The organism is Oribacterium sp. NK2B42, assembly GCF_000424445.1.
GTDB lineage: Bacteria > Bacillota > Clostridia > Lachnospirales > Lachnospiraceae > Oribacterium.
On sequence record NZ_AUJX01000021.1, the window covers coordinates 38,267 to 62,187 of the forward strand.

20 protein-coding genes are annotated in these 23,921 nt (G+C 47.1%); 2 read left to right on the top strand and 18 right to left on the bottom strand.

The annotated features are described in order from the left end of the window. Nucleotides 1–37: 37 nt before the first annotated feature. From G625_RS0108100 to rpmE, 13 genes are all read right to left on the bottom strand, one after another. Nucleotides 38–253: a cation transporter gene (locus G625_RS0108100; protein WP_029200727.1), complete on the bottom strand. Its 216-nt coding sequence runs from the start codon at nt 251–253 to the stop codon at nt 38–40. Nucleotides 254–257: 4 nt separating this feature from the next. Continuing rightward, on the bottom strand, nt 258–590 hold the full coding sequence (locus G625_RS0108105; RefSeq protein WP_044932038.1) for an ArsR/SmtB family transcription factor: 333 nt from the start codon (nt 588–590) through the stop codon (nt 258–260). A 223-nt stretch (nt 591–813) separates the two neighbouring features. Further along, on the bottom strand, nt 814–2,592 hold the full coding sequence (locus G625_RS0108110; RefSeq protein WP_029200729.1) for a hypothetical protein: 1,779 nt from the start codon (nt 2,590–2,592) through the stop codon (nt 814–816). 346 nt (nt 2,593–2,938) lie between these two features. Further along, nucleotides 2,939–3,586, bottom strand: a complete 648-nt coding sequence (locus G625_RS0108115; RefSeq protein WP_029200730.1) for a tRNA (cytidine(34)-2'-O)-methyltransferase — start codon at nt 3,584–3,586, stop codon at nt 2,939–2,941. Between the two features lie 78 nt (nt 3,587–3,664). After that, nucleotides 3,665–3,916 (bottom strand): DUF6472 family protein, encoded by a 252-nt coding sequence (locus G625_RS18960; RefSeq protein ID WP_044916593.1) that lies wholly within the window; start codon nt 3,914–3,916, stop codon nt 3,665–3,667. Nucleotides 3,917–3,922: 6 nt separating this feature from the next. After that, complete coding sequence (nth, locus tag G625_RS0108125) at nt 3,923–4,639, bottom strand: endonuclease III (protein WP_029200731.1); 717 nt, start codon at nt 4,637–4,639, stop codon at nt 3,923–3,925. Nucleotides 4,640–4,717: 78 nt separating this feature from the next. Beyond that, nucleotides 4,718–5,218: a deoxycytidylate deaminase gene (locus tag G625_RS0108130; RefSeq protein WP_029200732.1), complete on the bottom strand. Its 501-nt coding sequence runs from the start codon at nt 5,216–5,218 to the stop codon at nt 4,718–4,720. A gap of 4 nt (nt 5,219–5,222) precedes the next feature. After that, nucleotides 5,223–6,335: an L-threonylcarbamoyladenylate synthase gene (locus tag G625_RS0108135; RefSeq protein WP_029200733.1), complete on the bottom strand. Its 1,113-nt coding sequence runs from the start codon at nt 6,333–6,335 to the stop codon at nt 5,223–5,225. Between the two features lie 9 nt (nt 6,336–6,344). Continuing rightward, a complete protein-coding gene (locus G625_RS0108140; protein WP_049895802.1) occupies nt 6,345–8,099 on the bottom strand; it encodes a glycosyl hydrolase family 18 protein in 1,755 nt (584 codons plus the stop codon). Nucleotides 8,100–8,212: 113 nt separating this feature from the next. After that, a complete protein-coding gene (gene prfA, locus G625_RS0108150; protein WP_029200735.1) occupies nt 8,213–9,292 on the bottom strand; it encodes a peptide chain release factor 1 in 1,080 nt (359 codons plus the stop codon). A 127-nt stretch (nt 9,293–9,419) separates the two neighbouring features. Then, the gene (locus tag G625_RS0108155) at nt 9,420–10,475 is read right to left on the bottom strand and encodes a N5-glutamine methyltransferase family protein (RefSeq protein ID WP_044932040.1); all 1,056 of its coding nucleotides are present in this window, start codon (nt 10,473–10,475) and stop codon (nt 9,420–9,422) included. Between the two features lie 47 nt (nt 10,476–10,522). Beyond that, complete coding sequence (locus G625_RS0108160; RefSeq protein WP_084152816.1) at nt 10,523–11,740, bottom strand: DUF1385 domain-containing protein; 1,218 nt, start codon at nt 11,738–11,740, stop codon at nt 10,523–10,525. A 205-nt stretch (nt 11,741–11,945) separates the two neighbouring features. Continuing rightward, nucleotides 11,946–12,146 (bottom strand): 50S ribosomal protein L31, encoded by a 201-nt coding sequence (gene rpmE / locus G625_RS0108165; protein ID WP_029200738.1) that lies wholly within the window; start codon nt 12,144–12,146, stop codon nt 11,946–11,948. A 277-nt stretch (nt 12,147–12,423) separates the two neighbouring features. Between rpmE and G625_RS23490 the strand changes: the two genes are divergently transcribed. Next, complete coding sequence (locus G625_RS23490) at nt 12,424–12,507, top strand: putative holin-like toxin (protein ID WP_242826618.1); 84 nt, start codon at nt 12,424–12,426, stop codon at nt 12,505–12,507. Between the two features lie 145 nt (nt 12,508–12,652). On the opposite strand, the gene rho is transcribed toward G625_RS23490, so the two are convergent. After that, nucleotides 12,653–14,695, bottom strand: coding sequence for a transcription termination factor Rho (gene rho, locus G625_RS23040; protein WP_084152817.1), 2,043 nt, complete (start codon nt 14,693–14,695; stop codon nt 12,653–12,655). 346 nt (nt 14,696–15,041) lie between these two features. Between rho and G625_RS18970 the strand changes: the two genes are divergently transcribed. Continuing rightward, nucleotides 15,042–15,701, top strand: a complete 660-nt coding sequence (locus G625_RS18970) for a hypothetical protein (RefSeq protein WP_049895803.1) — start codon at nt 15,042–15,044, stop codon at nt 15,699–15,701. Between the two features lie 111 nt (nt 15,702–15,812). On the opposite strand, the gene malQ is transcribed toward G625_RS18970, so the two are convergent. The 4 genes from malQ to G625_RS0108200 all read right to left on the bottom strand — a co-directional run bounded on the left by malQ (nt 15,813) and on the right by G625_RS0108200 (nt 23,855). Continuing rightward, the gene (gene malQ, locus G625_RS0108185; protein ID WP_029200739.1) at nt 15,813–17,507 is read right to left on the bottom strand and encodes a 4-alpha-glucanotransferase; all 1,695 of its coding nucleotides are present in this window, start codon (nt 17,505–17,507) and stop codon (nt 15,813–15,815) included. A 234-nt stretch (nt 17,508–17,741) separates the two neighbouring features. Beyond that, nucleotides 17,742–20,309, bottom strand: a complete 2,568-nt coding sequence (glgB, locus tag G625_RS18975; protein WP_049895804.1) for a 1,4-alpha-glucan branching protein GlgB — start codon at nt 20,307–20,309, stop codon at nt 17,742–17,744. Nucleotides 20,310–20,345: 36 nt separating this feature from the next. Next, nucleotides 20,346–22,349: an alpha-amylase family glycosyl hydrolase gene (locus tag G625_RS18980; RefSeq protein WP_049895805.1), complete on the bottom strand. Its 2,004-nt coding sequence runs from the start codon at nt 22,347–22,349 to the stop codon at nt 20,346–20,348. A 135-nt stretch (nt 22,350–22,484) separates the two neighbouring features. Then, nucleotides 22,485–23,855, bottom strand: a complete 1,371-nt coding sequence (locus G625_RS0108200) for an MATE family efflux transporter (protein ID WP_029200740.1) — start codon at nt 23,853–23,855, stop codon at nt 22,485–22,487. Nucleotides 23,856–23,921 lie beyond the last annotated feature (66 nt).

The following is a 23,921-nucleotide window of genomic DNA, read 5'->3' on the forward strand; positions in this document are numbered from 1 at the left end:
CTGAAAGAATCGTCTCCGGTGCTTTAGTAGTATTTTCTCAAATCTCAACAGAAAAATCCGGCTCGATCTTCTTTCCTGTCTCGATGGCAAGCTTCAGAATATCATCGAACTTCTCATCATCGGCATCGAGAGTGAACTTCTGCATGACGAAGTTAACCTTTGCATCATTAACACCCTCAAGCTTCTTTACAGCTTCCTCAACCTTTGCTGCACAGTTTGCACAATCGATTTCACACTTGAATTTCTTCTTCATATCTTTACTCCTCTTCTATATGCTCTTTACCCATGGCTATGATCACCTTCACGTGGTCATCCGCCAGGCTGTAATACATCGCTTTTCCGTCTCGTCTCGACTTTATAAGCTTACTGGTCTTCAGAATCTTCAGCTGATGAGATATGGCAGACTGATTCATTTCCAGATCATCGCAGATTTCCGTAACATTCTTCTCTCCCTGAAAAAGTTCGTAAAGAATCTTGATGCGGGTGGAATCCCCGAAGATCTTGAAAAGCTCCGCAAGGTCACTAAGCTCGTCTTCCGAAACATTCTGTATAAAATGATTTATATTGTCACAACTGTAATCCCCGGACATTTACACCTCTTTCTTTTACACGCTGCCTCAGTTACAAATGAGCAATCCTCAAATGAATTGTTATTCATATGAATATATTATCATATGTTTTGCTTTTGTCAATATATCTTTCGGCAACAAAAAAACTGCCACCGGATTTAATGATCTGATGGCAGTGACGTATTATTTATTTGTCTACTTAACGGGAAATAACTCCTAATTAACGAGGCACCTTCTGGCCGGATTAATTTGCTATCCAGCAATCCTCCTCCGCGTCATACCGGAGACTGCCGTATGAGACATTTTCACACGTGGTGCCGTCGGTGCCAATGCTGTATTCCGCGTGCTCATACTCTATACGGTTCTTGTTCGGAACCGAGAAGTTGTACCCCTCCTCCTCGAACAACATAACCTCGCCATCATCCTTTGAGAACCTGAAAATGATACCCGTGCTTTCGGTGCCGGTGGTGCGGCCTGTGGTGCCGAAGGCATCTATCATATACGGCGTGCGGCCATTGTTGACAACGGAACCCATCTGGTAGTCCGGCATAATGGTATCCCGCCAGTACATTGTGGCAGCCAGCTGGATGCCCCTGTCCGTTTCGATACGATAGAGCCTGAGCCCCGTCATGACCGGTGCCGAAAAATCATAAAACTTATAAGTCTCGTAGCCATCCGTGAACCACCACTCCGCGTGATAGTTGTAACCGTTATCAAAGAAAGCATCTGCTCCCTCCTCCTTATAGTCGGGAGCACTGGTCTTCCCTTCTTCCGCCTCAAAATGATCATATGACACGGTCATGACTACCATATCCTTGGAACCATCGCCATTGAAATCATCGTAAATGTAATCCATGACCGGATCAGAAGTGAATTCCTGTACGGCCTCCATCAGATCCCGGGGTGTGTACTCCTTCGCCTTATCGGGATAGTCCTGGGGATTCCTCTCAATGACATCATTCCGCTTGCCCGAATTGTTAGCCTCAAGCCTCATAGACTTTCTGGTCTCGTAAATCTCCCCGATCCTTCCATAGTAGTCCGTAAGCACCGTCATGGGATAGACGGTCTCGCCGTAGGAAATCCAGGCATCCGTGACTCTGGCAACCTCGGAATCATTGGCCGTCTTTCCGTCAATCTCCCGAAGTCCGATGTCCTTTAGCTTTCTGAATTCTCCATCGGCATCAAACCCGTAAACCCGGTGTTTGCTAATGCCATCGTGCACTACAACATACTCTTCGCCCCCATTCAGACTCTCCGTGGAAACTGAATAAATCATGGGGTTTCCGTTGCCGCCCATAAGGTCGTCAACATACTTGACTAATTTCTCGTTCCTGTAGCCGTACACCCTGAAGTGGTACTTGTCATCCTTAGTATCAAGATATCCCAACAGCATTTCATCCAGTCCGTCACGGTTAAAATCAATGAGCCTGATCAGTCCTATTCCCGTTATGTCATGATACTTGTCAGCGTCCTGAGCATTGACATCGGAACTCTTCACTCCGATCTTTCCCACTTTTTTCTCCAGCTTCAGGATCTCGTTGTAGTATGCGCCGTAGGCCTGACCGGTCATGCTGATGACTTCGCCGTTTTTGTCTACCCGTCTGCCGTCGGGAGTGACCGTATCCCTAAGCATTTTTCCGTTTTCGTCTACGTAGTAAATGTCATCGATCCACTGTTCTGTCAGCGGTTCATGATCCTCGTCAAGATAATACCATTCGCCTTCTCTCTGTACCCACCCGGTATCCTTTTCGGGATCGGTAGTTTCCTCCTGCTGCTCCGTTTCTTCTTCGATAAGCTGCTCAATGGAAGCCGGCAGCTTCAGCTCTTCCAATGGTTCTACGTCCTTCTGCTTTCGAAGATATTTTGTCAGCAACCGGGAATCATTCAGGTAGAAACCGGCGCCCACGATGATCAAAAGAAAAAAGACAATACCTGCAAGGACCTTGCCGCTCTTTCTCTTCTTCCGTGGATTTCCTTCTTTTGATTGTCTGTCGGTTTTTTTCCCGTACAGGTTTTGCTGCATCCCCTCATACTCCTCGTCTGTTAACGCTGAATTTTAAGCCTCAATATCTTACATACAGATCCTTATCTGATAGGCTCATAATACAGTCTGAAATCATTCTGCCGTTCCTTAAAATCAAACGGATTTATTCTGTCCCCAAAACAAGAAAAAAATGTTTCAGACTCTTATAACTGATTATCTCACAGCTTGCGGCTTTTTCCTAGAAAAACACTCGTCTTATATATGTTTCTGAAAAAATGAACTAAACAGTTTATCCGGTGGACCGGGGGGGACGGGGTTCATGGCCCATTTTGATAAAATGGGTCATGACCCCCGTCCCCCCGGTCCACCGGATAATGCGACTTATTTACCAGTGCAGGTGGTGGAGCTCCCCTTCTCTCTTCAGGTCCATGAAATTATTCTGCCTGTAGGCTTCATATAGTAGTATCGCCACAGAATTGCTGAGGTTCAGTGACCTCATCTCTCCCCACATGGGGATGCGAATGCAGGCCTTAGGATGCTTCACCAGAATCTCCTCCGGAATCCCCGCAGACTCCTTTCCGAACATAATGTAGTCATTGGGCCCGATCTTCGCATCGCTGTAGACAGTTCTGCCTTTGGTTGTTGCAAACCAAAGCTTCGGGGTTTCGATGACCTCTCTGCTCCAGCTGCTGTACTCGCAGGAGGCATTATCCTTTTCACAGCTGATGCACTCGCCGGAAGCATTACCCTCTTCACAGCTGATGCGCCAGCCGGAAGCATTACCCTTTTCACGGCAAAAATCATCGGCAAAACGAATCTCCGGATGCTTCTCCAGAAAATCTTCATAATCCAGATACTCCGAAAGCTTCAGCTTCTCCCAGTAGTCCATCCCGGCTCTCTTGATGTACTTGTCATTAAGTACAAATCCATAGGGTCTGATGAGATGGAGAGGCGTATTCGTCGCAACGCAAGTTCTCCCGATTGCTCCGGTATTAAACGGTATTTCGGGTTCATGTAAAACTATATTCAGCATATATTATTCCTTATCTAATATTTTATACTTATTTCTCAATAAGAGTTCAGTTACGTGAAGAAAGCCTGAGCCGGTGGCTCAGGCTTCGCCGTCTGAAAGTTCATCGTGAAGGTCATCTACGAAACGCCCGTCATCACTGTAACCGGGCAGATGACCGATGGACTGATGTTTAACAGTTCTGTACTCGTCATTGGTATGCCAGTAAGGACAATGCCTGTTCCTGCTGCCCCAGATGCGAGCCATGTCATCCTCATCCATATCCACATCGCAGACCCACTCATCATATTCATCATCATAAGTGTAGTTTGAACACATCTCACATTCTGACATAATAACTCAATCCTTCTTCTTTTTCTTTCCGCTTGTGACTCCCGCTCTGGTGGCCTCAAGGATATCCTTGTTTCCACAGCTGGGGCAAAGCTCTCTCGCGATGCAACCCTCACAGTCGGGGGATGCGGACCTACAGTAGTTTCTTCCAAGAGAGATGATGTGGGTGTTCCACCTTATCCAGTACTCCTCCGGAACGATTTCATTAAGCTGGTACTCCGTCTGTTCCGGATCCTTTGAATCCGCAAATCCCAGCCTGTTGGAAACTCTCTTCACATGAGTGTCCACAACGATGGCGGGCTTGTTATAAATGTGTCCGAGAATCAGATTCCCGGTCTTTCTTCCAACCCCCGGAAGGGTGATAAGGTCGTCAATGTTATCGGGCACCACTCCTCCGAAACGGCTCAGGAGTTCTCCCGCACAGGCCTTTATATTCTTTGCCTTGTTCTTGTAGAACCCCGTGGACTTTACATCCTGCTCCAGTTCCGAAAGGTCTGCTGCCGCAAATGCTTCCAGGTTCCGGTACTTCTTAAAAAGCTGCTCCGTCACCATATTGACTCTTTCATCGGTGCATTGGGCGCTGAGGATCGTGGCAAACAAAAGCTGCCAGGCATTATCACTCTTCAGAAATGCCGGCGGGTCGGAACCATAGGTGCTGTCCAGAATCTCCATCAGCTTCCGGACTCTCAAAACCCTCTCTTCGCTTTTTTCTCCCTTAACGAACATATTACCTCACTTAGCTCTAGACCACAGAATTGCATTAACTAATCGCATTTTTTCAGATTCTTCTGAACCGGCGCAAAATCACAGATCCAATGTCACCTTTCTTCCGGTTGGCTGATACTGATAATATCTCACTCCTGCTGCATCAAGCATTCTCTTGCTTGCTCTTGTGGCGTCAGTATCCGCATATTTGTCTGAATAGTAAATAAGAGTCCTTATGCCGGCCTGGATAAGAGCCTTGGCACACTCATTACAGGGGAATAATGTAACGTACATCTTAGTTCCATCCAGTGAGCCGCCGCGGTAGTTGAGGATAGCATTGAGCTCTGCATGTGTTGAGTAGAAATATTTTGCATTGTACGGATCATCCACCGCATGGATCTTGGTCCAGGGGAAATCGTCATCTGAACATCCCTTTGGGAAACCGTTGTAACCCATGGAAAGAATCTTGTTATCCTGACTTACTATGCAGGCTCCAACCTGGGTGTTGGGATCCTTTGAACGGCGGGCAGACATCTCTGCCACTCCCATAAAATATTCGTCCCAGGTGATGTAGTCTCTTCTCTTGCCGCTGTCTTCCATTTCTTTATTTCTCCTCCGCTAAAATCTCTGTCATCCCCGCCGCCTTCCGCATGCGGTTCATAAGTGCAAAGCCAACGCCTCTGTCGCTGTAGCTTTCCGCATAGATCCTTTCTGCCTTGTCGTCGTCAAACTCCCTCAGCACTCTGAAAAGCTCATGTGTCATGGTCAAAGGCTCGCTCCGGTGTCCCAGCACCTTGATATCAGCATTATCCCCGGAAACCTTCTCGTAGTATGCCAATGTCTCCTCACAGCATATTATCCCGACCTTAAGTCCCGCTTCCACGTCCTTTTTCACAAGCTCATTGATACAGCCCGACACCTGCCGGTCAGCGAGAGTTCGCTCCTCCTCTCTTACCTCATAGTCCTTTTCCTTCAAAAGACCTGTGGTAACCAGCGCCATCTTTGCATTGGGAGCATAATGTCTGTACTTCATGCCCGGAGCCTTCGGGTGAATGCCCTCCTGCACTCCGCCGGCCACAATTGCGGGATCCACCTCAACGGTTTTTCCCAGAACCTCGCTGAGATCCTCCACCGTAATTGCACCGGGTCTCAGAAGTGTGGGAACCTCTCCCGTGAGATCCACTATGGTTGACTCAACTCCGATACCCACCGGTCCGTCATCAAGGATCATATCTATGCGCCCATTCAGATCGTGGAGAACGTGCTCCGCTTCAGTAGGACTTGGTTTTCCGGAAGTATTGGCACTGGGTCCCGCTATGGGAAGTCCCGCAGCCTTTATAAAGGAAAGGGTCAGCTTGTTTTCGGGGCACCTGATAGCCACAGTGTTAAGCCCACCGGTTGTCTCCAGGGGCACGATGTCCGCCTTCGGCATGATGATGGTGAGGGGTCCCGGCCAGAAGCTGTCCATAAGCTTTCTTGCATCCTCCGGAAATGCCGACACCAGGGGCTCCACCTCTTCTATGCATGACACATGCACGATGAGGGGGTTGTCAGAAGGCCGCCCCTTCGCTTCATATATCTTACGGCTTGCCTCCGGATCCAGAGCATTACCCCCGAGTCCATATACGGTTTCCGTTGGGAATGCCACAAGCCCGCCTCGTTTTATGATGTCCGCGGCCTGCTGAACACCCTCCATTCCTTTGACTATTGTTTCCATTGTTTTCCTCTATTGATTTATATTTACGATCTCCCAGATATCGTTCGGCTCCTGGCCAAGCTTCCAGGCACCGACTCCGCCGCAGCCGGCTTCCTTTATGGCATCGATCTTCAGCTGCATTGACTGCCGATCCTCAAGCCATACCTTCTTGGTGATACCGTCCTCAACCACTTCTCCGTAATTCTGACCGATGTCATCCCCTATCCAGCTAAGCTGTACGCCATGGTTCTGAACCCAGTCGAGAGCATCCGACATTCCGAGAGCATCGGAACTTGTCTCGCCTGCTTCATTGGTCATCCATATTCTCGTATAGAACGGAACAGCAATGATCACTCTGTCAGCCGGAACCATCTTTGTAGTCTCGGAAATACCATGATTAAGGTAGCCTATGGAGGAAACACTTCCCTCCTCGCTTCCGGCATAGTGCTCATCATAGCACATGATGAGCACGTAATCGATATGTTTTCCCAGCTCCTCAAGGTCATAGTAGCTGTTGTAGTCATAAGGAACATAGCAGTCGGCAGAGAGAATGATTCCTGCCTTCCTGCATTCAACCGCAAGCTCCCTCATGAACTGAACATAATCCCTGCCCAGTCTCTCCGGGATAAGCTCGAAGTCAATGTTTAGTCCGTCAATGCCTCCGGCCACCGCAGCATTCACAAGGTTTGATATAAGCTTTGCCCTTAACTCTGTGCTCTTCAGGAATACGGATTCATCGATGTCGCCGCCGTCGAAGTTATTGACGGTAGCCCAGACCTGATAGCCACGGGCGTGAGCATTATCAACATATTCCTGAGTCCAGTAGTTATTGAAGTCACCCTCATCGGAAGTAAGGATAAACCAGGTGGGGGCAATGACATTCATGCCTGTGACACCCTTAACCATGTCGTCGATGTAGGCATTGGCCGCAGTGGAAGTGATCTGATGGAAACCAAGCACTACCTTTGAGCCGTCAATTCTTGTGATATGGGTGTAATCCGGAGCCTTGAACTCGGATTCCGGTGTCACCTCGGTTTTGTCTGAAAGATGTTTGTTCCTGAGCCAGCCGATGTAACCGTCTCCCGTCTGGACCTTGCTCCAGTTCTCCATAGCTTCAAGGAGCTTAACATTATCCCCTGACTTAAGGGTGGTGAGAACCTCGGACTTGATTCCGCCGAGAAGTCTCACGGATTCCTTGCCCTTTACCTTACAGGTTTCGTAGGGGCTCCAGTCATTGAAAATGAAGGCTCTCTTCGACTCGTCCTCGAGATGGGTACTGTAGCGGATATCCGTGTATTTCTGAACAAATTTAATGTTCAGGAACAGATCTTCGGTGGTGTCCCCTATACGGACAAAGGCCGTTGAGCCATCCTCCAGGGTGTCCCCGAGACCGTATCTCTCAGTCGTTTTGGGTAATGTATAAAGGATTTCATTAACATCCTTTGCCCAGTAGAAGCCTCTGTTGAGTTCAGACATGACCCACTCATAGGGCAGGAAAAGTCCGCCGTTAATGACTCTGCCGGTTACAGGCTTGTCCTCCTCCGTAAATAGCTGTTCGTCATTCAGGAACAATGCCACCTCATCGCCGCTGACCCCGAAGTACTCCGCCTTATCCGCAAGAACCTTTGTGGGCGCGAACTTTTTCTCGTAAAAATAGTAGCCAACCAGTCCGACGGCCAAAAGGATCAGTATAAGCACAACCATAAAGGGAGTGCCCTTTTTACTGCCCGTTTTTCTCTTTCTGGTCTCACGACGTTCCCTGAAACTTTTTAATTCTCTAGCCAAAATGCTGTTCTCCCATGTAAAAGATCATTTCTCCGATCCCCTGTCCGGAGTCATCCCCAAAAGTAAATTTACACTCGAAAATCCGTTTTCTGCTTTTATACCGGTCTCCGGCTTCAGATAACCTCATTATTCAGTTCCTGAAGCTTCGCTGCCTGATCCGCGGAAATGATAGGATCCAGAAGCTCATCCAGGTCTCCGTTAAGCACCTTATCAATTGAATAGAGTGTGAGACCTATACGATGATCCGTAACTCTTCCCTGAGGGAAATTGTAGGTTCTGATCTTCTCGGAGCGGTCTCCGGTACCGACCTGTGACCTCTTGGCCTCAGCCGCTTCGCTCTGCTTCTTATTATACTCTATTTCATATAATCTGGCTCTCAGAAGGCGCATTGCCTTTTCACGGTTCTGAACCTGTGAACGCTCCTCCTGACACTCTGCCACTATACCTGTGGGTTCATGAATGAGACGTACTGCGGATGAAGTTTTGTTGATGTGCTGTCCGCCCGCACCGGAGGATCTGAATACCTCCATCCTTACATCAGCAGGATTGATCTCAACATCCACATCCTCTGCCTCAGGCATAACGGAAACTGTGGCGGTGGAGGTGTGGATACGTCCGCCGGACTCAGTCACGGGAACACGCTGCACTCTGTGAACCCCGGCCTCATACTTGAGTCTTGAGTAAGCACCCTTTCCGGTGACGATAAATACAACCTCCTTCATACCGCCGATGCCGGTTTCATTGGCAGAAACAAGCTCTGTGCGGTAGCCTCTCCGCTCCGAGTAATTAAGGTACATGCGGTAAAGCTCATAGGCAAAAAGAGCAGCCTCATCGCCGCCGGCACCGCCGCGTATTTCCATAATTATATTTTTATCATCATTTTCATCCTTCGGAAGGAGCAGTATCTGTAGCTCCTTGATAAGCTCCGGCTGGTCTGCCTTGGCCTGGGCAAGCTCCTCCTTCGCCATATCCAGAAGATCCGGATCCTTCTCTGAAGAAAGCATCTCAAGAGCATCCTTCTCCGACTGCACCGCATCGCAGTACTTATGATAGGTTTTTACCAATGTCTCAAGATCTGAGCTCTCCTTCATAAGCTTTAAGTATTTCTCAGTATCATTTACTATGTCAGGCTCTGTCATAAAGCGCTGAATCTCTTCATAATGTCTCGATATGGACTCGAGACGGTCAAACATATCCATATTTTTTCCTCTTCTATTTCTAAGCTGCTGCCGGGGTTTTTAACCCTCATATATTCATCACCGCTGTCAAACTGCTTTGTACAGCTGTTAATCTGAGTTTCCGGGGATAGTCTCCGGATTTTCAGAGGTGACCTGTCACCACTCTGTCGTTTCCGCCGTAATCCTTTATGACTATAACATCGCGGAATCCGGCGTTTTTCAGAAGCTCTGCCACAGCTTCCCCCTGGTCATAGCCGATTTCAAATGCCACATGCCCGCCCGGGTTCAGGTACTTCGGCGATTCCTCTGTCAGTATCCGGTAGAACCTGAGTCCGTCCTCTGTACCGTCCAGGGCAATACGCGGCTCATATTCCTTTACCTCAGGTTCCAGAGTATCCACTACCTTCGACGGAATGTAAGGCGGATTTGAAACGATCACATCAAACCTGCCATATACCTCGCTGAACATATCCGACCTGTACAGTCTGAACCTGTTTTTTTCCTCTTCAGTCAGAAGGCTTTCTTTGTTATATGTTGCGATTTTTAATGCTTCTTCCGAGATATCCACAGCCTCGACCCTGCTGAAATGCCCCGTTTTACTTAGGGTTATGGCAATGCATCCCGTTCCGGTGCAGAGATCCAGCAGCGCAGCGTCCTCTTTTTCCACAATCTGACGCCCCGTTGTCAACCTGTCCACAAGGTCTTTTTTTCCCCGGAGTTCATGCCCGGTTGTCACTCCGTCCTCAAGATCTTTTTCATCCCGGAGTCCAACTCTGTCCACAAGATCTTTTCTTTTCCGGAGTTCTTCCGGAAGGTTGTCATATAATAGGTTTCCAAGCACCGTGTCTATCAGGGTTTCCGTATCGGCTCTCGGACAAAGCACATCCTTCGTGACCTTAAACTCAAAACCATAAAACCAGGCGAATCCAAGTATCTGCTGAAGCGGTTCCCTTCCCTCTCTTCTCGAGAGATTTTTCTCAAAGGTCTCTGCCGCCTTCCGAAGAGTTTCTTCATCCTCAAAATACCTTGGAATGAGATCCGAAGGCTTATCCTCAGAAACTGTCAGATAGTGTGATCCTTCCAGCTTAAAGGCATCCATAACAAGAGCCCGCGCATCAAAACGCGGGTCCGGAACATTTGCAGCCTTAAGTCTCTTTTCTGCCTCTGACAATATTTCTTTGAAAGTTTTATCAATCATATTTTTCTTCCTTATAACCTTGTATCCAACAGTTACAGGAAGAACTGCTAATTTTCAGTACCGGTAGCCGGAAGAGGCTCTGAGATCATCAGGTCGTCTGCATTTGCATTAACATTATCCGGCTCATCCGCCTTGATTTCCCTTGCACTCGTCACATTGTCATCTGAATTTACAGCATTCTCTGCATTATCCTCGGAAATTTCCGGTTCGAGGGTATCATTTGCAGAATCAGCTGCTTTATTTTCAGGAAATTCCAGTCCGAAGGTTTTCTTCTCGAATTCACGCCAGTCAAAAACCTTTTCAACTGCCGCAATGGCAACCTCGATCTCGCTGTTATCCGGCTCGAAGGTTGTGAGGCCCTGCATCCACATGCCGGGAATGAAAAGAATCCGGGTCAAAGCATTATCATGAGTTCCCACTATGCGAAGTACCTCATAGCTGATGCCGGCGATCACCGGGATAAGCACGAGACGGCTCGCAAGCTTTAACATGATATTGTCAAATCTTATGACCATGAAAAGCATGATGGAAATGAGCATTACATAAACAATAAAGCTGGTGCCGCATCTTTTATGCTCCTTGCTGGAGGCCGCAACATTTTCCACAGTCAGCGGAAGCCCGTGCTCCACACAGTTGATGCACTTGTGCTCTGCTCCATGATACTGGAAGGTTCTTCTGATATCCGGCATACGGGAAACCAGCTTAATGTATATAACGAACAATCCTACCCTTATGATACCTTCAATAAGCCCGAGAAGTGCTTCGCTGGGAAGCATTGGCTTAAGAAAGCTTGCTATAAAAGCAGGAAAAACCACGAAGAGACCTATGGCTACTACAAAAGAAAATACCATAACTATTCCGGAAAGCACCGGTTCCAGCTTCTCGCCGAAGGTGTCATCCAGCCACTTCTCAAATTTAGTTGGCTCCTGCTCTGCGTCTTCCGGATCATCCTCTATAAATGTAGCGCTGTAATTAAGGCACTTGGTTCCCAGCACCATTGAGTCGATAAAGGAAAAGATTCCTCTTATAAAAGGGGCTTTGCAGATTGCAAACCTGTCAGTCATGGAGATATATGTATCTTCCATAACCTCGATGCTTCCATCCGGCTTGCGCACTCCCACCGAGTACCTCTTTCCGTTTCTCATCATCATGCCTTCAAGAACAGCCTGACCGCCTATTCCGCTGTAAACCTGTCCCCGGGCTTTAGTCACAGCCTCGCAAGGTGTAGCTTCTGCAGTTTCTGTATGTGTAGAAAAAAATGTCATAATAGTAACCTTTATAAAAATATGTGTATCTTTAAGTGTATACGAAGTGAGCTATTTATTCAATGGTATCCACCAGGGACGATTCTCTCCGGTAGGGACGGTTCTCTCCGGAGAGAACCGTCCCCGGTGGAAAACTTCTTGAAAAAAAGAAAAGAGAACGCATGCCGTAGCAAGCGTCCTCTTGAATCCCGTTTCTGTCGACTTATTAAGAAAGACCGAACTTCTTGTTGAACTTATCGATCTGACCAGCAGCCATAGCTGACTTCTCCTTGCCTGTATAGAATGAATGGCAAGCAGAGCAAACTTCTACGTGGATTTCAGGCTTTGTTGAACCTGTTACGAATGTGTTACCGCAGTTGCAGGTAACTGTAGCCTGATAATACTTAGGATGAATTCCTTCTCTCATTTTGTACCTCTTTCTACATGGTTTCCAACCATATAAATTCGCACATGATGTAGAATCACGCGCTTAGTTAATTGTAAAGCTTTACCAAGATAACACAAATCATTTTTTATTGCAATAGATTTTCAATAATCCGCATCCTGAAATATGGTCGAAATTCAGACTATATGATAATTCTGCTCCTTATGCTACAATCCAGCCAGTGCTTGCCAATGCGGTAGGCGGTTAGCCCTTTCAATACGAAGGGCATTTTGTAAGTCCCTTCAGAAAGGAGGGCTCCATGGTTAGTTATTCTGATTTATTCCAGTTTGGAATTTTGATAGTTGCTATCATTGGTCTTGTTTATAAGATAACAAAAAAATAACCGCCCTCAGCCTGACAACTTGGACGATTATTTTAATCAAACCATAAAGGGCTAACCGTCTATCGGCAAGCACTTTTCACATCTTTATAGTAAATCAATCTTTAGTATATTTCAACATACATTTTCATCAGGAAATCACTTTATATCACTGTTGTCTGTTGATCTTTATTGCCAGTCTCGAATTCGGATTTGCTGCCGAGTTGGCAGTTGCATTGGAATTACGCATCACAGGCTTACCGTTCACGATAAACTGACATACCTCATCATTGTTAAAGGTCTTGTCGAAAAGACTGATAACCTCTTCAGCGGCACCGGCCTTCTCGTCATAGGTTCTCTTATGGATGATATCCACAGTCTTTCGCTCAAGCTCCGAAAGCAGAAGATCATCACGGCGTGTACCCGACTTAACGATATCGATAGCCGGGAATATTCTCCTCTCCTGAAGCTCTCTGTTAAGCACCAGCTCCATGTTACCGGTACCCTTGAACTCCTCGTAGATAACGTCATCCATACGTGAGCCGGTATCCACAAGCGCTGTTGCAAGAATGGTAAGGGAACCTCCCTCACGCATATTTCTTGCGGCACCGAAAAATCTCTTTGGCATATGAAGAGCCGCAGGATCAAGACCACCGGAAAGAGTTCTTCCCGAAGCGGGAACCACCAAATTGTAGGCTCTCGCAAGTCTTGTGATGGAGTCAAGAAGTATTGTAACATCCTCTCCCTGCTCAACAAGACGCTTTGCTCTCTCTATAGTCATTTCCGCAACCCTCTTATGGTGCTCCGGAAGCTCATCGAAAGTTGAGTAAATAACTGTAACCAGTCCGCCCTCTACCTCTTCCTTCATATCCGTAACTTCCTCGGGACGCTCATCGATAAGAAGGATAAGCAGATGCATCTTAGGCTCATTCTTAACTATAGCCTTGGCTACCTGCTTAAGAAGTGTGGTCTTACCTGCCTTAGGCGGTGATACGATCATTCCTCTCTGTCCCTTACCTATAGGAGCAAGGAGGTCAAGAATACGTAATGATGTAGGAGCCTTCTCCCCATCAACCTCAAGCTTTATACGCTGATTCGGAAATACCGGTGTTAGCTGGTCAAAGCTCTTTCTCTGGGAAATAGCACTGAGTGGCTTACCGTTAACTGTCTCTATATAGGAAAGAGCACCGAAACGCTCATTAGGATTCTTACTTCTGTAAAGACCCTTGATGACATCACCGGTCTTAAGTCTGTATCTCTTAATGATAGCCGGATTTACATAAACATCACTTTCACCCGGAAGGAAATTCTCGGATCTTGTAAATCCAAAGCCATCCGGCATTACCTCAAGGATTCCGCCGCAGGGATTACCTGTAGGAGTCTTCTGAGTCTCGTTATCAAGCTCATCGGTCTTTTCATTCTCGGCAGCTTTAGCGATAGCGGCATCTCGTGTTGCCATATCTTCTTCTGTACGATCGGCAGCATCCTTCTCGTTAAATTCAGATTCCTTGTAAGGATTTTCCTGCTTTGGAACACTTCCCGCATCTCTCACAGGCTCCGGCCTGTTAACATTATCGGTTCTCTGGGTATAATGTTCATTCCTCGAGTCCCGTCCCTGACTTCTGACAGGTTTGACACCGTGAATGCCCTTTCTGTTGACAACTATGGTCTTGTGATGAGCATTTGTCCTGTTCTCCTGAACCTTTGCGTCAGCATCATCGGAAGCCTCTGCTGCCAATGCTTTCGCCGGAGCTTCGTCATTACTGCTTTCTGCCGGAGCTGCGGATATATCGGACTGATTCTCCGTTACGCTGCCGCTGTCTGCAGAAACAGACTCAGAACTCTCAGCCTGAGCCTTTTCCTCATCACTCTTTTTAGACGCAGTTTTTCTGGTTGTGGTTCTCTTACGGACTGTCTTCTTCTCCTCTGCTGCAGCATCAGTAGCGCCTTCCGGCTCCTCAGCTTTTTTCGCAGTACGTCTGGTCACGCGCTTTTTCGGCTTTTCTTCACCTGAATCAGCCGCAGCTTCCCCTGCTGCCGTAACTTCCTTCTCAACAGCTTCCTGAGGTTCTGCCTTAGCCCTTGTCTTACGGACTGTTCGGGGTTTTTTCTCAGCAGTATCCTCGTTTTCTTCCTTAACAGCCTTGGTTCTGGTTCTTCTTGTAACCGGCTTGGACTCCGATGTCTTCTTCTCATCTTTTTCGTCTGCCATGTATCCTCCTTGATCGGTTGGCGCAAGATTTATATCACTGATTGATGGTTCTTGAGCATATATAGATTAAAAATTAATTCTGAAAAATTAAATGACTGTACTTAGACATTCACACTTATGATAAAAGTATCTTTTAACGAATAATTCCTGTCGATATATTAAATATCTTTAATTTGTTTTAGTTTTATAAGTTATTAAGGGAAAAATTATCGATATAAAGATTTAATTTTCTGAAAATTACAATTAAGTGTTGATTTAGTATAACAATAACTGTCTTGTAACGCAAGATTGATTTTGCTATACTAGACGCGACTTATTCACAGTTATCAATGTAAGAAAGGTTACTATGACAAGAACAAATACAGACAGACGCCCTTCCCGCTATGAGGCTCAGGGACGTCGTATAAAAGACGATTCTGCCAAGTCCGGAATCCTGAGATTTTTCCTCGGATTCCTTCTGCCGTATCTGGTTATAAACGGTCTCATCCTGTTTTTCGTTATACAGACACCGACCATAACCACAAATGAACCAGATACCAAGGACTATAAAAGTGCTGATGTTTCTTTCAAGGTTTCATCACTGATTCCGCTTAAATCAGTTACGGCTTCCATTGAGGGACAGGAAGTTCCTCTTGAGAAGGATGGCTCAACCTACAAGTGTACACTCACAAACAACGGTAATATGACAGTAAAGGCCGTAGCCATTAACCAGATGACAAAATCAACCTATATACAGGTAAATCTCCTGGATGAGGCCAATCCTGTCATAGATGAGGATTCCATCGTACTTGGTGCGGGTTACCTCGAGTTCGATGTTTCCGATACTCAGTCAGGAGTTAACTGGGATTCCATCTACGGTATCGACAATCTGGGCAACAATGTTAAGCCCACAGACGTCAACCAGACCACCGGAAGAGTTACCTTCTCCATGGCAGGCGATGCCATCACAGTCTACGTAAAGGATCTCGCCGGAAACGAAGCCCAGGCAAGCTTCTCAGTCAACTAAATAAAGACATCTGCGAAAAGCCCCGGTTCACAACAAACCGGGGCTTTTTTTCGTGAATCCATCGGGGACGGTTCTCTCCGGCGAGAACCGTCCCCGATGGATTATTTTTGATTAAAAACTTTCTTCTTCCAAAAGGCTTTCATCCTCCGGAGCAGTTTCTTCTTCCGGAGCTGCCTCTTCCTTTGCCTGATAATACCGTCCGTAAACTCCGACGATCTCAGACATCTTACGCTTTATCTCATCGGTAAAGGCACCCTTACTCATTCTCCACTGCCAGTTACCTCCGCTGGTTCCGGGGGTGTTTATCCTTCCCTCAGCTCCCAGACCGAGATAATCCGCCGCAGGTACTATGACCGTATCCGCCACGGTACCCATGGAAAGCCTGATAAGAAGCTCCGGCATGGCATTCCAGTCATTGTGGGACCTGCTCATGTACACATACATATAGTTCCTTATCCAATCCGGTAAAGCCTCGAACCAGTTTTTAAGGGTATCATTGTCATGTGTGCCGGTGTAGTAAATACAGTTAGGCGTTGTGAGACTGTGGGGCAGGTAAGCATTATCCGGACCGGAATCCCAGGCAAACTGAAGAATCTTCATACCCGGGAAGCCTGTTTTCTCCATAAGCTCCTTCACCTCATCTGTTATGATACCGAGATCCTCTGCGATGATGGGAAGATCCTTCCTGCCGTAATGCCCGGTCATGGCATCGAAAAGGTCCATTCCAGGTCCCGGCACCCACTCTCCGTTTTCAGCGGTTTCGTCGCCGTAAGGTATAGCGTAATATGCTTCAAAACCTCTGAAGTGGTCAACTCTCAGAGTGTCATACATATCCAGGCAGTAATCCATACGTGAAAGCCACCACTTATATCCTGCCTTTTTATGTACATCCCAGCTGTAAAGAGGATTTCCCCAAAGCTGCCCCGTTGCCGAAAATGCATCAGGGGGAACTCCCGCCACCTTCTTGGGTTCGCCCTCTACCGTGTACTGGAAAAGCTCGCGATGAGCCCAGACATCTGCGGAATCGGGAGCACAGTAGATAGGTATGTCGCCGATTATCTCGATACCCTTCTGCTTTGCATACTCATGAAGCTTATCCCATTGCTTATTGAAAAGATACTGTACAAAGGCGTAGAAATCTACCTCATCCTTATGACCGGCTTTAAATTCTTCAACTGCTGCTTTTTCGTAATCTCTCAGCTCTTCGGGCCATACATCCCAGCTTGCACCGAAGTAGCTGTTCTTTATCGCCATGAAAACGCAGTACTCTACGGTCTCCGGTCTCAGCTCCTTATAGATCTTATCGATCTTTCCTCCCTGCTTCCTGTAGTTATCAAAAGCAAGCTTCAGAGCTTTGAATTTACTTACATAGATTTTGCCGTAATTCACCTTGAAGGGGCTGTCTTCTTCCTCGTACTTATCATCACCCTGGTTCAGGGTGGACAGCAGATTCCTTGCCTTCTCGTCGCCCTCCCAGGCTTTTTTCTGCCAGAGAGTTTTAAGAAGCGCCATGGCTTCGCCGTCACCGAAGTCGAACTCCTCCGGATCCTCCAGATCTTCTTCAGTGAGAAGACCTTCCTCTATAAGAGCCTCCAGATCCACAAAGTAAGGATTTCCTGCGAATGCTGAGAACGACTGGTAGGGTGAATCCCCGAAACCGGTTGGTCCCATGGGAAGCACCTGCCAGATCTTATTTCCGGTATCCCTCAAAACATCGATAAAACTGTACGCTTCTTTCCCCAATGTTCCTATGCCGTATTTTCCGGGAAAGGAAAATACCGGCATCAACACGCCTGCTTTTTTCATTGACCATTCTCCTATTATCGAGTAAGTGCTTCTCTCCTGCCGTTATGACAGACCTTAGCCCGGTGAAACCGGGATATCTCCATACACAGGTATATTCTTCAAAGGCCCATAGGCTCCGGCTTTCCGGTGCCCATGGGTCTTTTATTCACAAGCTGTAAAACTTAGCTCACGCTTCCATACCCTTAAAGTATATTTCGGCACAAGTCCAAATCTTTATAAAGTGTTAATTATTACTTATCCCTTACGGCGTCTTGCTGCACCTGAGGCCTGCTTTGAAGCTTTGCTGGCCTCCGGCTTTTTTGCTGTCAGCTTGCTGTCAGTTTTTGCTTTGCCTGCTGTGGTTTTTGTCGTGCTTTTACTTTTTCCGGCAGTAGTTCTTTTTGCAGCCGGCTTCTTTGCGTCCGTAAGATTTACAACCTCAACATCGGCAGCTGCTGTCTTCTTTGCAGCCATCTTTTCTTCGGTATCCTCTTTCTTTGAAGACTTCTTTGAGGTGCTCTTCTTTTCTGCAGCCTTCTTTGCAGGAGCCTTTTCAGCTGCTTCCGCACAAGGAGTGAGCTGATAAATGGTTGTAGACATGGACGGGATGTCAATGTCTATGGCAAAGTCTCTGTCATCCCAGAGAATTCTCTTTGCCTTTATCTGTGTATGCTTAACCATACCGAAGCCGCCGTACTTCTCATCATCTGTTGAGATCAGGGCCTTGGCATTACACATAAAGGGCACACCCACTCTGAACTTCGGATGGGCAACATTATCAAAGTTGGTAACTACAAGGATGGTCTCCTCCGGCTTGTCAGTCTTTCTGATGAACATCACCATTGAAAGATCGCTGTAGCTGCAGTTGATCCACTCAAAACCATCCGGATAGTAGTCAAGCTGCCATAATGCAGGCTGTGTCTTGTAGATGGCATTGAGGTCCTTAACAAAGTCCTGGGTCTCCTTATGAACCGGATACTCAAGAAGGTTCCACTCCAGCTCCTGATTCTCGGACCACTCATCATACTGGCCGAAATCCTGTCCCATGAAGAGAAGCTTCTTTCCGGGATGTGTCCAGAAGTAGCCGTAAGCGGTACGGAGGTTTCTTGCCTTCTCTTCAAAGGTCTGTCCCGGCATCTTTCCGAGAAGTGAACGCTTTCCGTGAACAACCTCATCATGTGAGAACACAAGCATGAAGTCCTCTGAGTAGTTATAAAGCATTGAGAAGGTAAGCTGATTGTAGCTTCCCTTACGGAAGAACGGGTCTGTCTCCATGTATCCAAGGAAGTCATTCATCCAGCCCATATTCCACTTGAGGTCGAAGCCCAAACCTTCATCCTTAACAGAGCTTGTGATGTTAGGCCATGCAGTTGACTCCTCGGCGATGAGAAGTGTTCCCGGGAATCTCTTATGGAACTGAGAGTTCAGGTGCTTAAGGAACTCTACGGAATCAAGGTTCTCGTTTCCGCCGTAGATATTTCTCGGAGCTCCCTGTCCCTGACGTCCGTAATCAAGATAAAGCATTGACGCAACGGCATCCATACGAAGTCCGTCCACGTGATACTTGTCAGCCCAGTACATGGCACTTCCGATAAGGAAGTTTGAAACCTCATTCTTACGATAGTTAAATGTCAAAGTTCCCCAGTGAGGGTGGCTTGCAAGTACAGGATCCGGATTCTCATAGAGTCCTGTTCCGTCAAACTGGGCAAGTCCCCAGGTGTCTCTCAGGAAGTGAGCCGGAACCCAGTCCAGGATGACACCGATTCCCTCATTGTGAAGGTGGTTCACGAAGAACATGAAGTCTTCAGGTGTTCCGTAACGGCTTGTAGGTGCATAGTAGCCTGATACCTGATAGCCCCAGCTTGCATCCAGAGGATGCTCCATGATAGGCATCAGCTCCACATGTGTGTAGCCCTGCTTCTTTACATAAGAAGCAAGCTTCTTTGCAAGCTCTCTGTAGTTATAGAATTCTGAACCGGTAACCTCGGTTCCGTCTTCATTTATCATTATCTGCTTACGGGCGAAGGATCCGAGGTGAACCTCGTAAACGCTCATAGGCTGCTCTTTGATTCCGGAAGTCTTGAGCGAAAGCTTTCTATCCTCCCAGGCCTTATCTGTCCAGGTGAACTTTTCAAGATCGGCAACGACAGAAGCATTGTTGGGACGCATCTCCATTGCGTTAGCATAAGGGTCAGTCTTCAGGAAAGGCTCCTTATGGCGGCACTTGATCTCATACTTATAAACCGTTCCGGGTGTCAGCTGAGGGATAAAGGTCTCAAATACGCCTGAATTTCCCAGTCTCTGCATCATGTTGCGTCTTCCGTCCCAAAGGTTGAAGTCTCCGACAACCGATACGCGCTCTGCATTAGGCGCCCAAACTGAAAATACTACACCCTTTACTCCGTCGATGGTGATGGGGTGTGCTCCCATTTTGTTATAAATATCGTACCAGATTCCGGCCTGATACTTCTTGATATCCTCTTCGGTATAGATGGAAGCAAAGGAATAGGGATCCTCAGACTCGGTGGTGGTGTCATTATCATAGGTAATGATATAGGAGTACTTGGGAAGCTCCTTCTCCCACTTCTTTTTCATGGGAACCAGCAATGCGTAGAAGCCTTCCTCATCCGCAAGCTCCATCTGATAAACCCTGTCTCCCTGGATCTTTACTTCGATGTCTTTTGCCGTAGGAATAAAGGCCTGGATCAAAAGACCCTCAGGAACAACGTGCGCTCCAAGAATGTGTTTGGGATCTGATGTTTCCGCATAAGTTACATCTTCTACATCTGCCCAATTCATTACGTCATATAATTTTTCGGTCATGAGTTCCTCCTTAGCGTTCCTTCTCAGGAGCGCCTTCTATTGCTTCATTCTTTTTTCTTTATTGATTGTATCTTCTGAAGATGCTATGGCATCTTTATCAGCTTTTGATTTCTTCACCGGATTTTCGAGCATGCCCTCATTGCCTCCCGGCTTTTCAACCGTGTCCCTTTTCCTTCGGGCAGCTCTCTTCCTCTTTGGCTTATAGCTCTTATCCTTGACAGCTTTAAGGACAACTATGGCTCTGGGTTCCACGATGATATCCGAGGTATCCAGCTCCGGCTCCTCCCCCTCAGGGTAAATGCCATTAATGTCATCCTTTGAAGTATCTATGGCCACCGCCCACTTTTTACCTACCGGAGCATGTGGCGGCATGAAGTCATGTTTCTCCCAATGGAAATTGTAAAGCACCAGAAAGGTGTCATCCGAAGCATACTCTCCGGCATACATGGCGCCAAGCTGTCGCCTGAAGTTTTCCATCTCCGGCCTCCAAGCATTCTCGCCGTGGAAGCTGAGATCCGGAATGCCTACTGAACGGTAATCCAGCATCCTGAGGGCCTGGCTCTGATGGAACACCTTGTGCTTTTTCCTGAAACCGATCATATACTTCGCGAATTCGTAAAGCTCTTTGTTCTTCTCAAGGAGCCGCCAGTCAAACCAGTTAATGTTGTTGTCCTGGCAGTAGGCATTGTTATTGCCGAGTCTTGTCTGGCCGCACTCATCACCTGAGTTTATAAGGGGAGTTCCCTGGCTGAGCATGAGAAGGAGGTAAGCATTCCTCCACATCTTCCTTCGAAGCTGCTTTATGGATTTCTTCCGGGTCTGGCCTTCCTCTCCGCAGTTCCATGAGAAATTCATGTTGGTTCCGTCCCGGTTGTCCTCATGATTTCCTTCGTTATGCTTTCTGTCGTAGCTCAGGACATCATAGAGACTCATGCCGGAAACATTGGCCATATACTGGATGTTCGCCCGCTCCTCAGGATTGTACCTGATCCTGCCCATGAGGACCTGCAGCATGCTTTCGTCACCCTTAAGGATGCGGCGCATATCGTTCTGGAAGCCGTCATTGTAATCCGCAAGATACTTCGTTGACCCATGCCTGTACACTCCGTACCTATCGTTTCCCCGGCTCGGATCCTCCCAGCTGTCAGCCCAGATCTTGAACCTGCTGAGATAGGGATCCCGGGCGATGACACCGTAGGGGGCGGAGCCTATCATATGGATACCGTCCACATGATAGTTGATCCGCCAGTACCTCATGACAGTTGTTATATAGTCCGGTAATGTCTCGTAGGTGAAGTACAGGTCAACGATTACTTCTATATTGTTACGGTGCAGTTCATACACCATTTTTCGAAATTCGTTTCTTGGGTTTTTGTGATCGGAGGTAAAGCTCGATTTCGGCGCAAGCTGCATGGCATCTTTTGTGAAGCCCCAGTAATTAATGCGCCCTGTGGGCTTAACCTCTGTCTGATAGGGATTCTTGTTTCCGTAATCCGGAAGCATAACTTCATTAAACTCATAGGCAGGCATGAGCTCCACCGCGGTTATCCCCAGTGACTTAAGGTAGGGTATCTTTTCTATGATGCCCTGGAAGGTGCCCCGGACATCATTTTTTAGCCCCGAAGAGCTGTGCTCCGTAAAGCCTCTTACGTGAAGGCGGTAAACGATAGTTTCGTCATAGGGGTTTTCCAAAGGCCTGTCCTTTATCCACTCCTCGCTGAGCTCCGGCATGGCAACAGCCTCCCCCACAGGGGTTTTCAGAATCCTGGTGCCATCCTTCAGATAACCAAATTTCTTCCTTCCTTCAAATACAGTTCCGTTGGGATCGGTAAAAACATTTCCGTCCGCCTCATAGCAATAGCTGTAGCCTGAGATATCTTCCGAAATCTCAAGCTTCCACACATCACCTATACGCTGGTACGGATCAAAGGGTATCTGACGAACCTTTCTGTTACCGTCATATAGATTGAGATACAGCTGATCGGTATGAACAACTGCCTCAAATATATACAGATTATTTTCTTTTTTTAGTCCAAACATTTTTCCTTACTTTTGTTTCCCGGTGGTGCACATAATGGATAGGATAAATACTTTTATGTACAGTTGGAATAAGTATATCACAGAATTGTGTTGAATGGAATATTTTTCCTTTGGTACAACACATTGCATTCTATCCTATAGCCTCGCCTCTTCTCCATCCTGCTTCGGCAGCCTGAAGTACACTGTCACAAGCATGGTGGTGAAGGCTGCGGTGCCTCCGATTATGTTTGAGATGGGCTCAGCGGCAAAGACACCGTCAACACCCATGTAGAGAGGAAGGATCAGAGTCAATGGCAGGATAATGATGATCTTCCTGAGAGTTGAGAAGAAAATAGCCTTTTTTGACTGACCAAGTGCCGAGAATACCGACTGTCCGCAAAACTGCCCCATCTGAAAAATGAATGCCATAAGGTATAGCCGGAGGCAATGGGTTCCCACTGTGATGGTCTCCATGTCCGGAGTGAAGATACGGATAAAGAAATTAGGGAAGATCAGTATGAGTATCCAGATGATGCCAGCATAGCTGCTTGCGGCAGCAGATGCAAAAATGATGCCCTGTTTTAAACGCGTGTATTTCCTTGCTCCGTAATTATATCCAAGTACAGGCTGTGAAGCGTGGGTAATGGCAGTTCCCGGAAGGGAGATAAAGTCCCTTATGGAATTGATGATGGCAAAGATGCCAATGTATAAATCTCCTCCATAGTCGCGAAGCATGATGTTGCAGGCTGCCTGAGTCACGGTATTGGTGGATTTCATAAGGAAGTTTGCAAATCCAAGGGTGATGATCTCCCGGGCTATGCCCTTGTTAAAGCGTATCTCGGAGATCTTCAGCCTGAACAAGGCTTTATTTGAAAGCAGGAACCGAATGACCCATACAGCACTTACTGCCTGAGAAACAACAGTGGCGATGGCTGCTCCCACCACACCCCAGTTTAAAACAAACATTAAAATCGGATCCAGAATGATGTTCAATATGGCACCTATGGCGGTGGTTATCATGCCGATCCTTGGGAACCCTTGGGCACTTATGTAGTAATTAAGCCCGGAGCCGGTCATAAAAAATACTGTCCCCAGAATGTAGACAGTGAAGTAGCTTTTGGCGTAGGGATAGGTGGCATCACTGGCACCGAGGGCATAAAGCATTGGCTTCATAAAGATAAGAGTCAGTATAGTCATGACTATGGAGGTCACAATGAGGAGAAATGCGCTTTCACTCATTATGCTGTGAGCTCTGTTTTCATTGCCGCTGCCTCTTGCTATGGAAAAAAGAGGTGTTCCGCCGATGCCAAACCAGTCGGTGAAAGCGGTTATAAGTGTTATTATGGGAAAGCAGACACCGACCCCGGTCAGGGCGACGCCGTTTGAGCCCGGAAGGTGGCCGATGTATATACGATCCACTATGTTATATAGGAGCTGTATGATCTGAGCCACCAGAAGCGGGATGGACTGAGCCATGATGGCTTTCACAACAGACCCCTTTGAAAAATCCGTAGCGGTTGATGACAAGATGAAACCTCCTGAAACTTATTATAATTTTTCTAATGCCTTTAATAGCTCAGGAAGATTTTATGT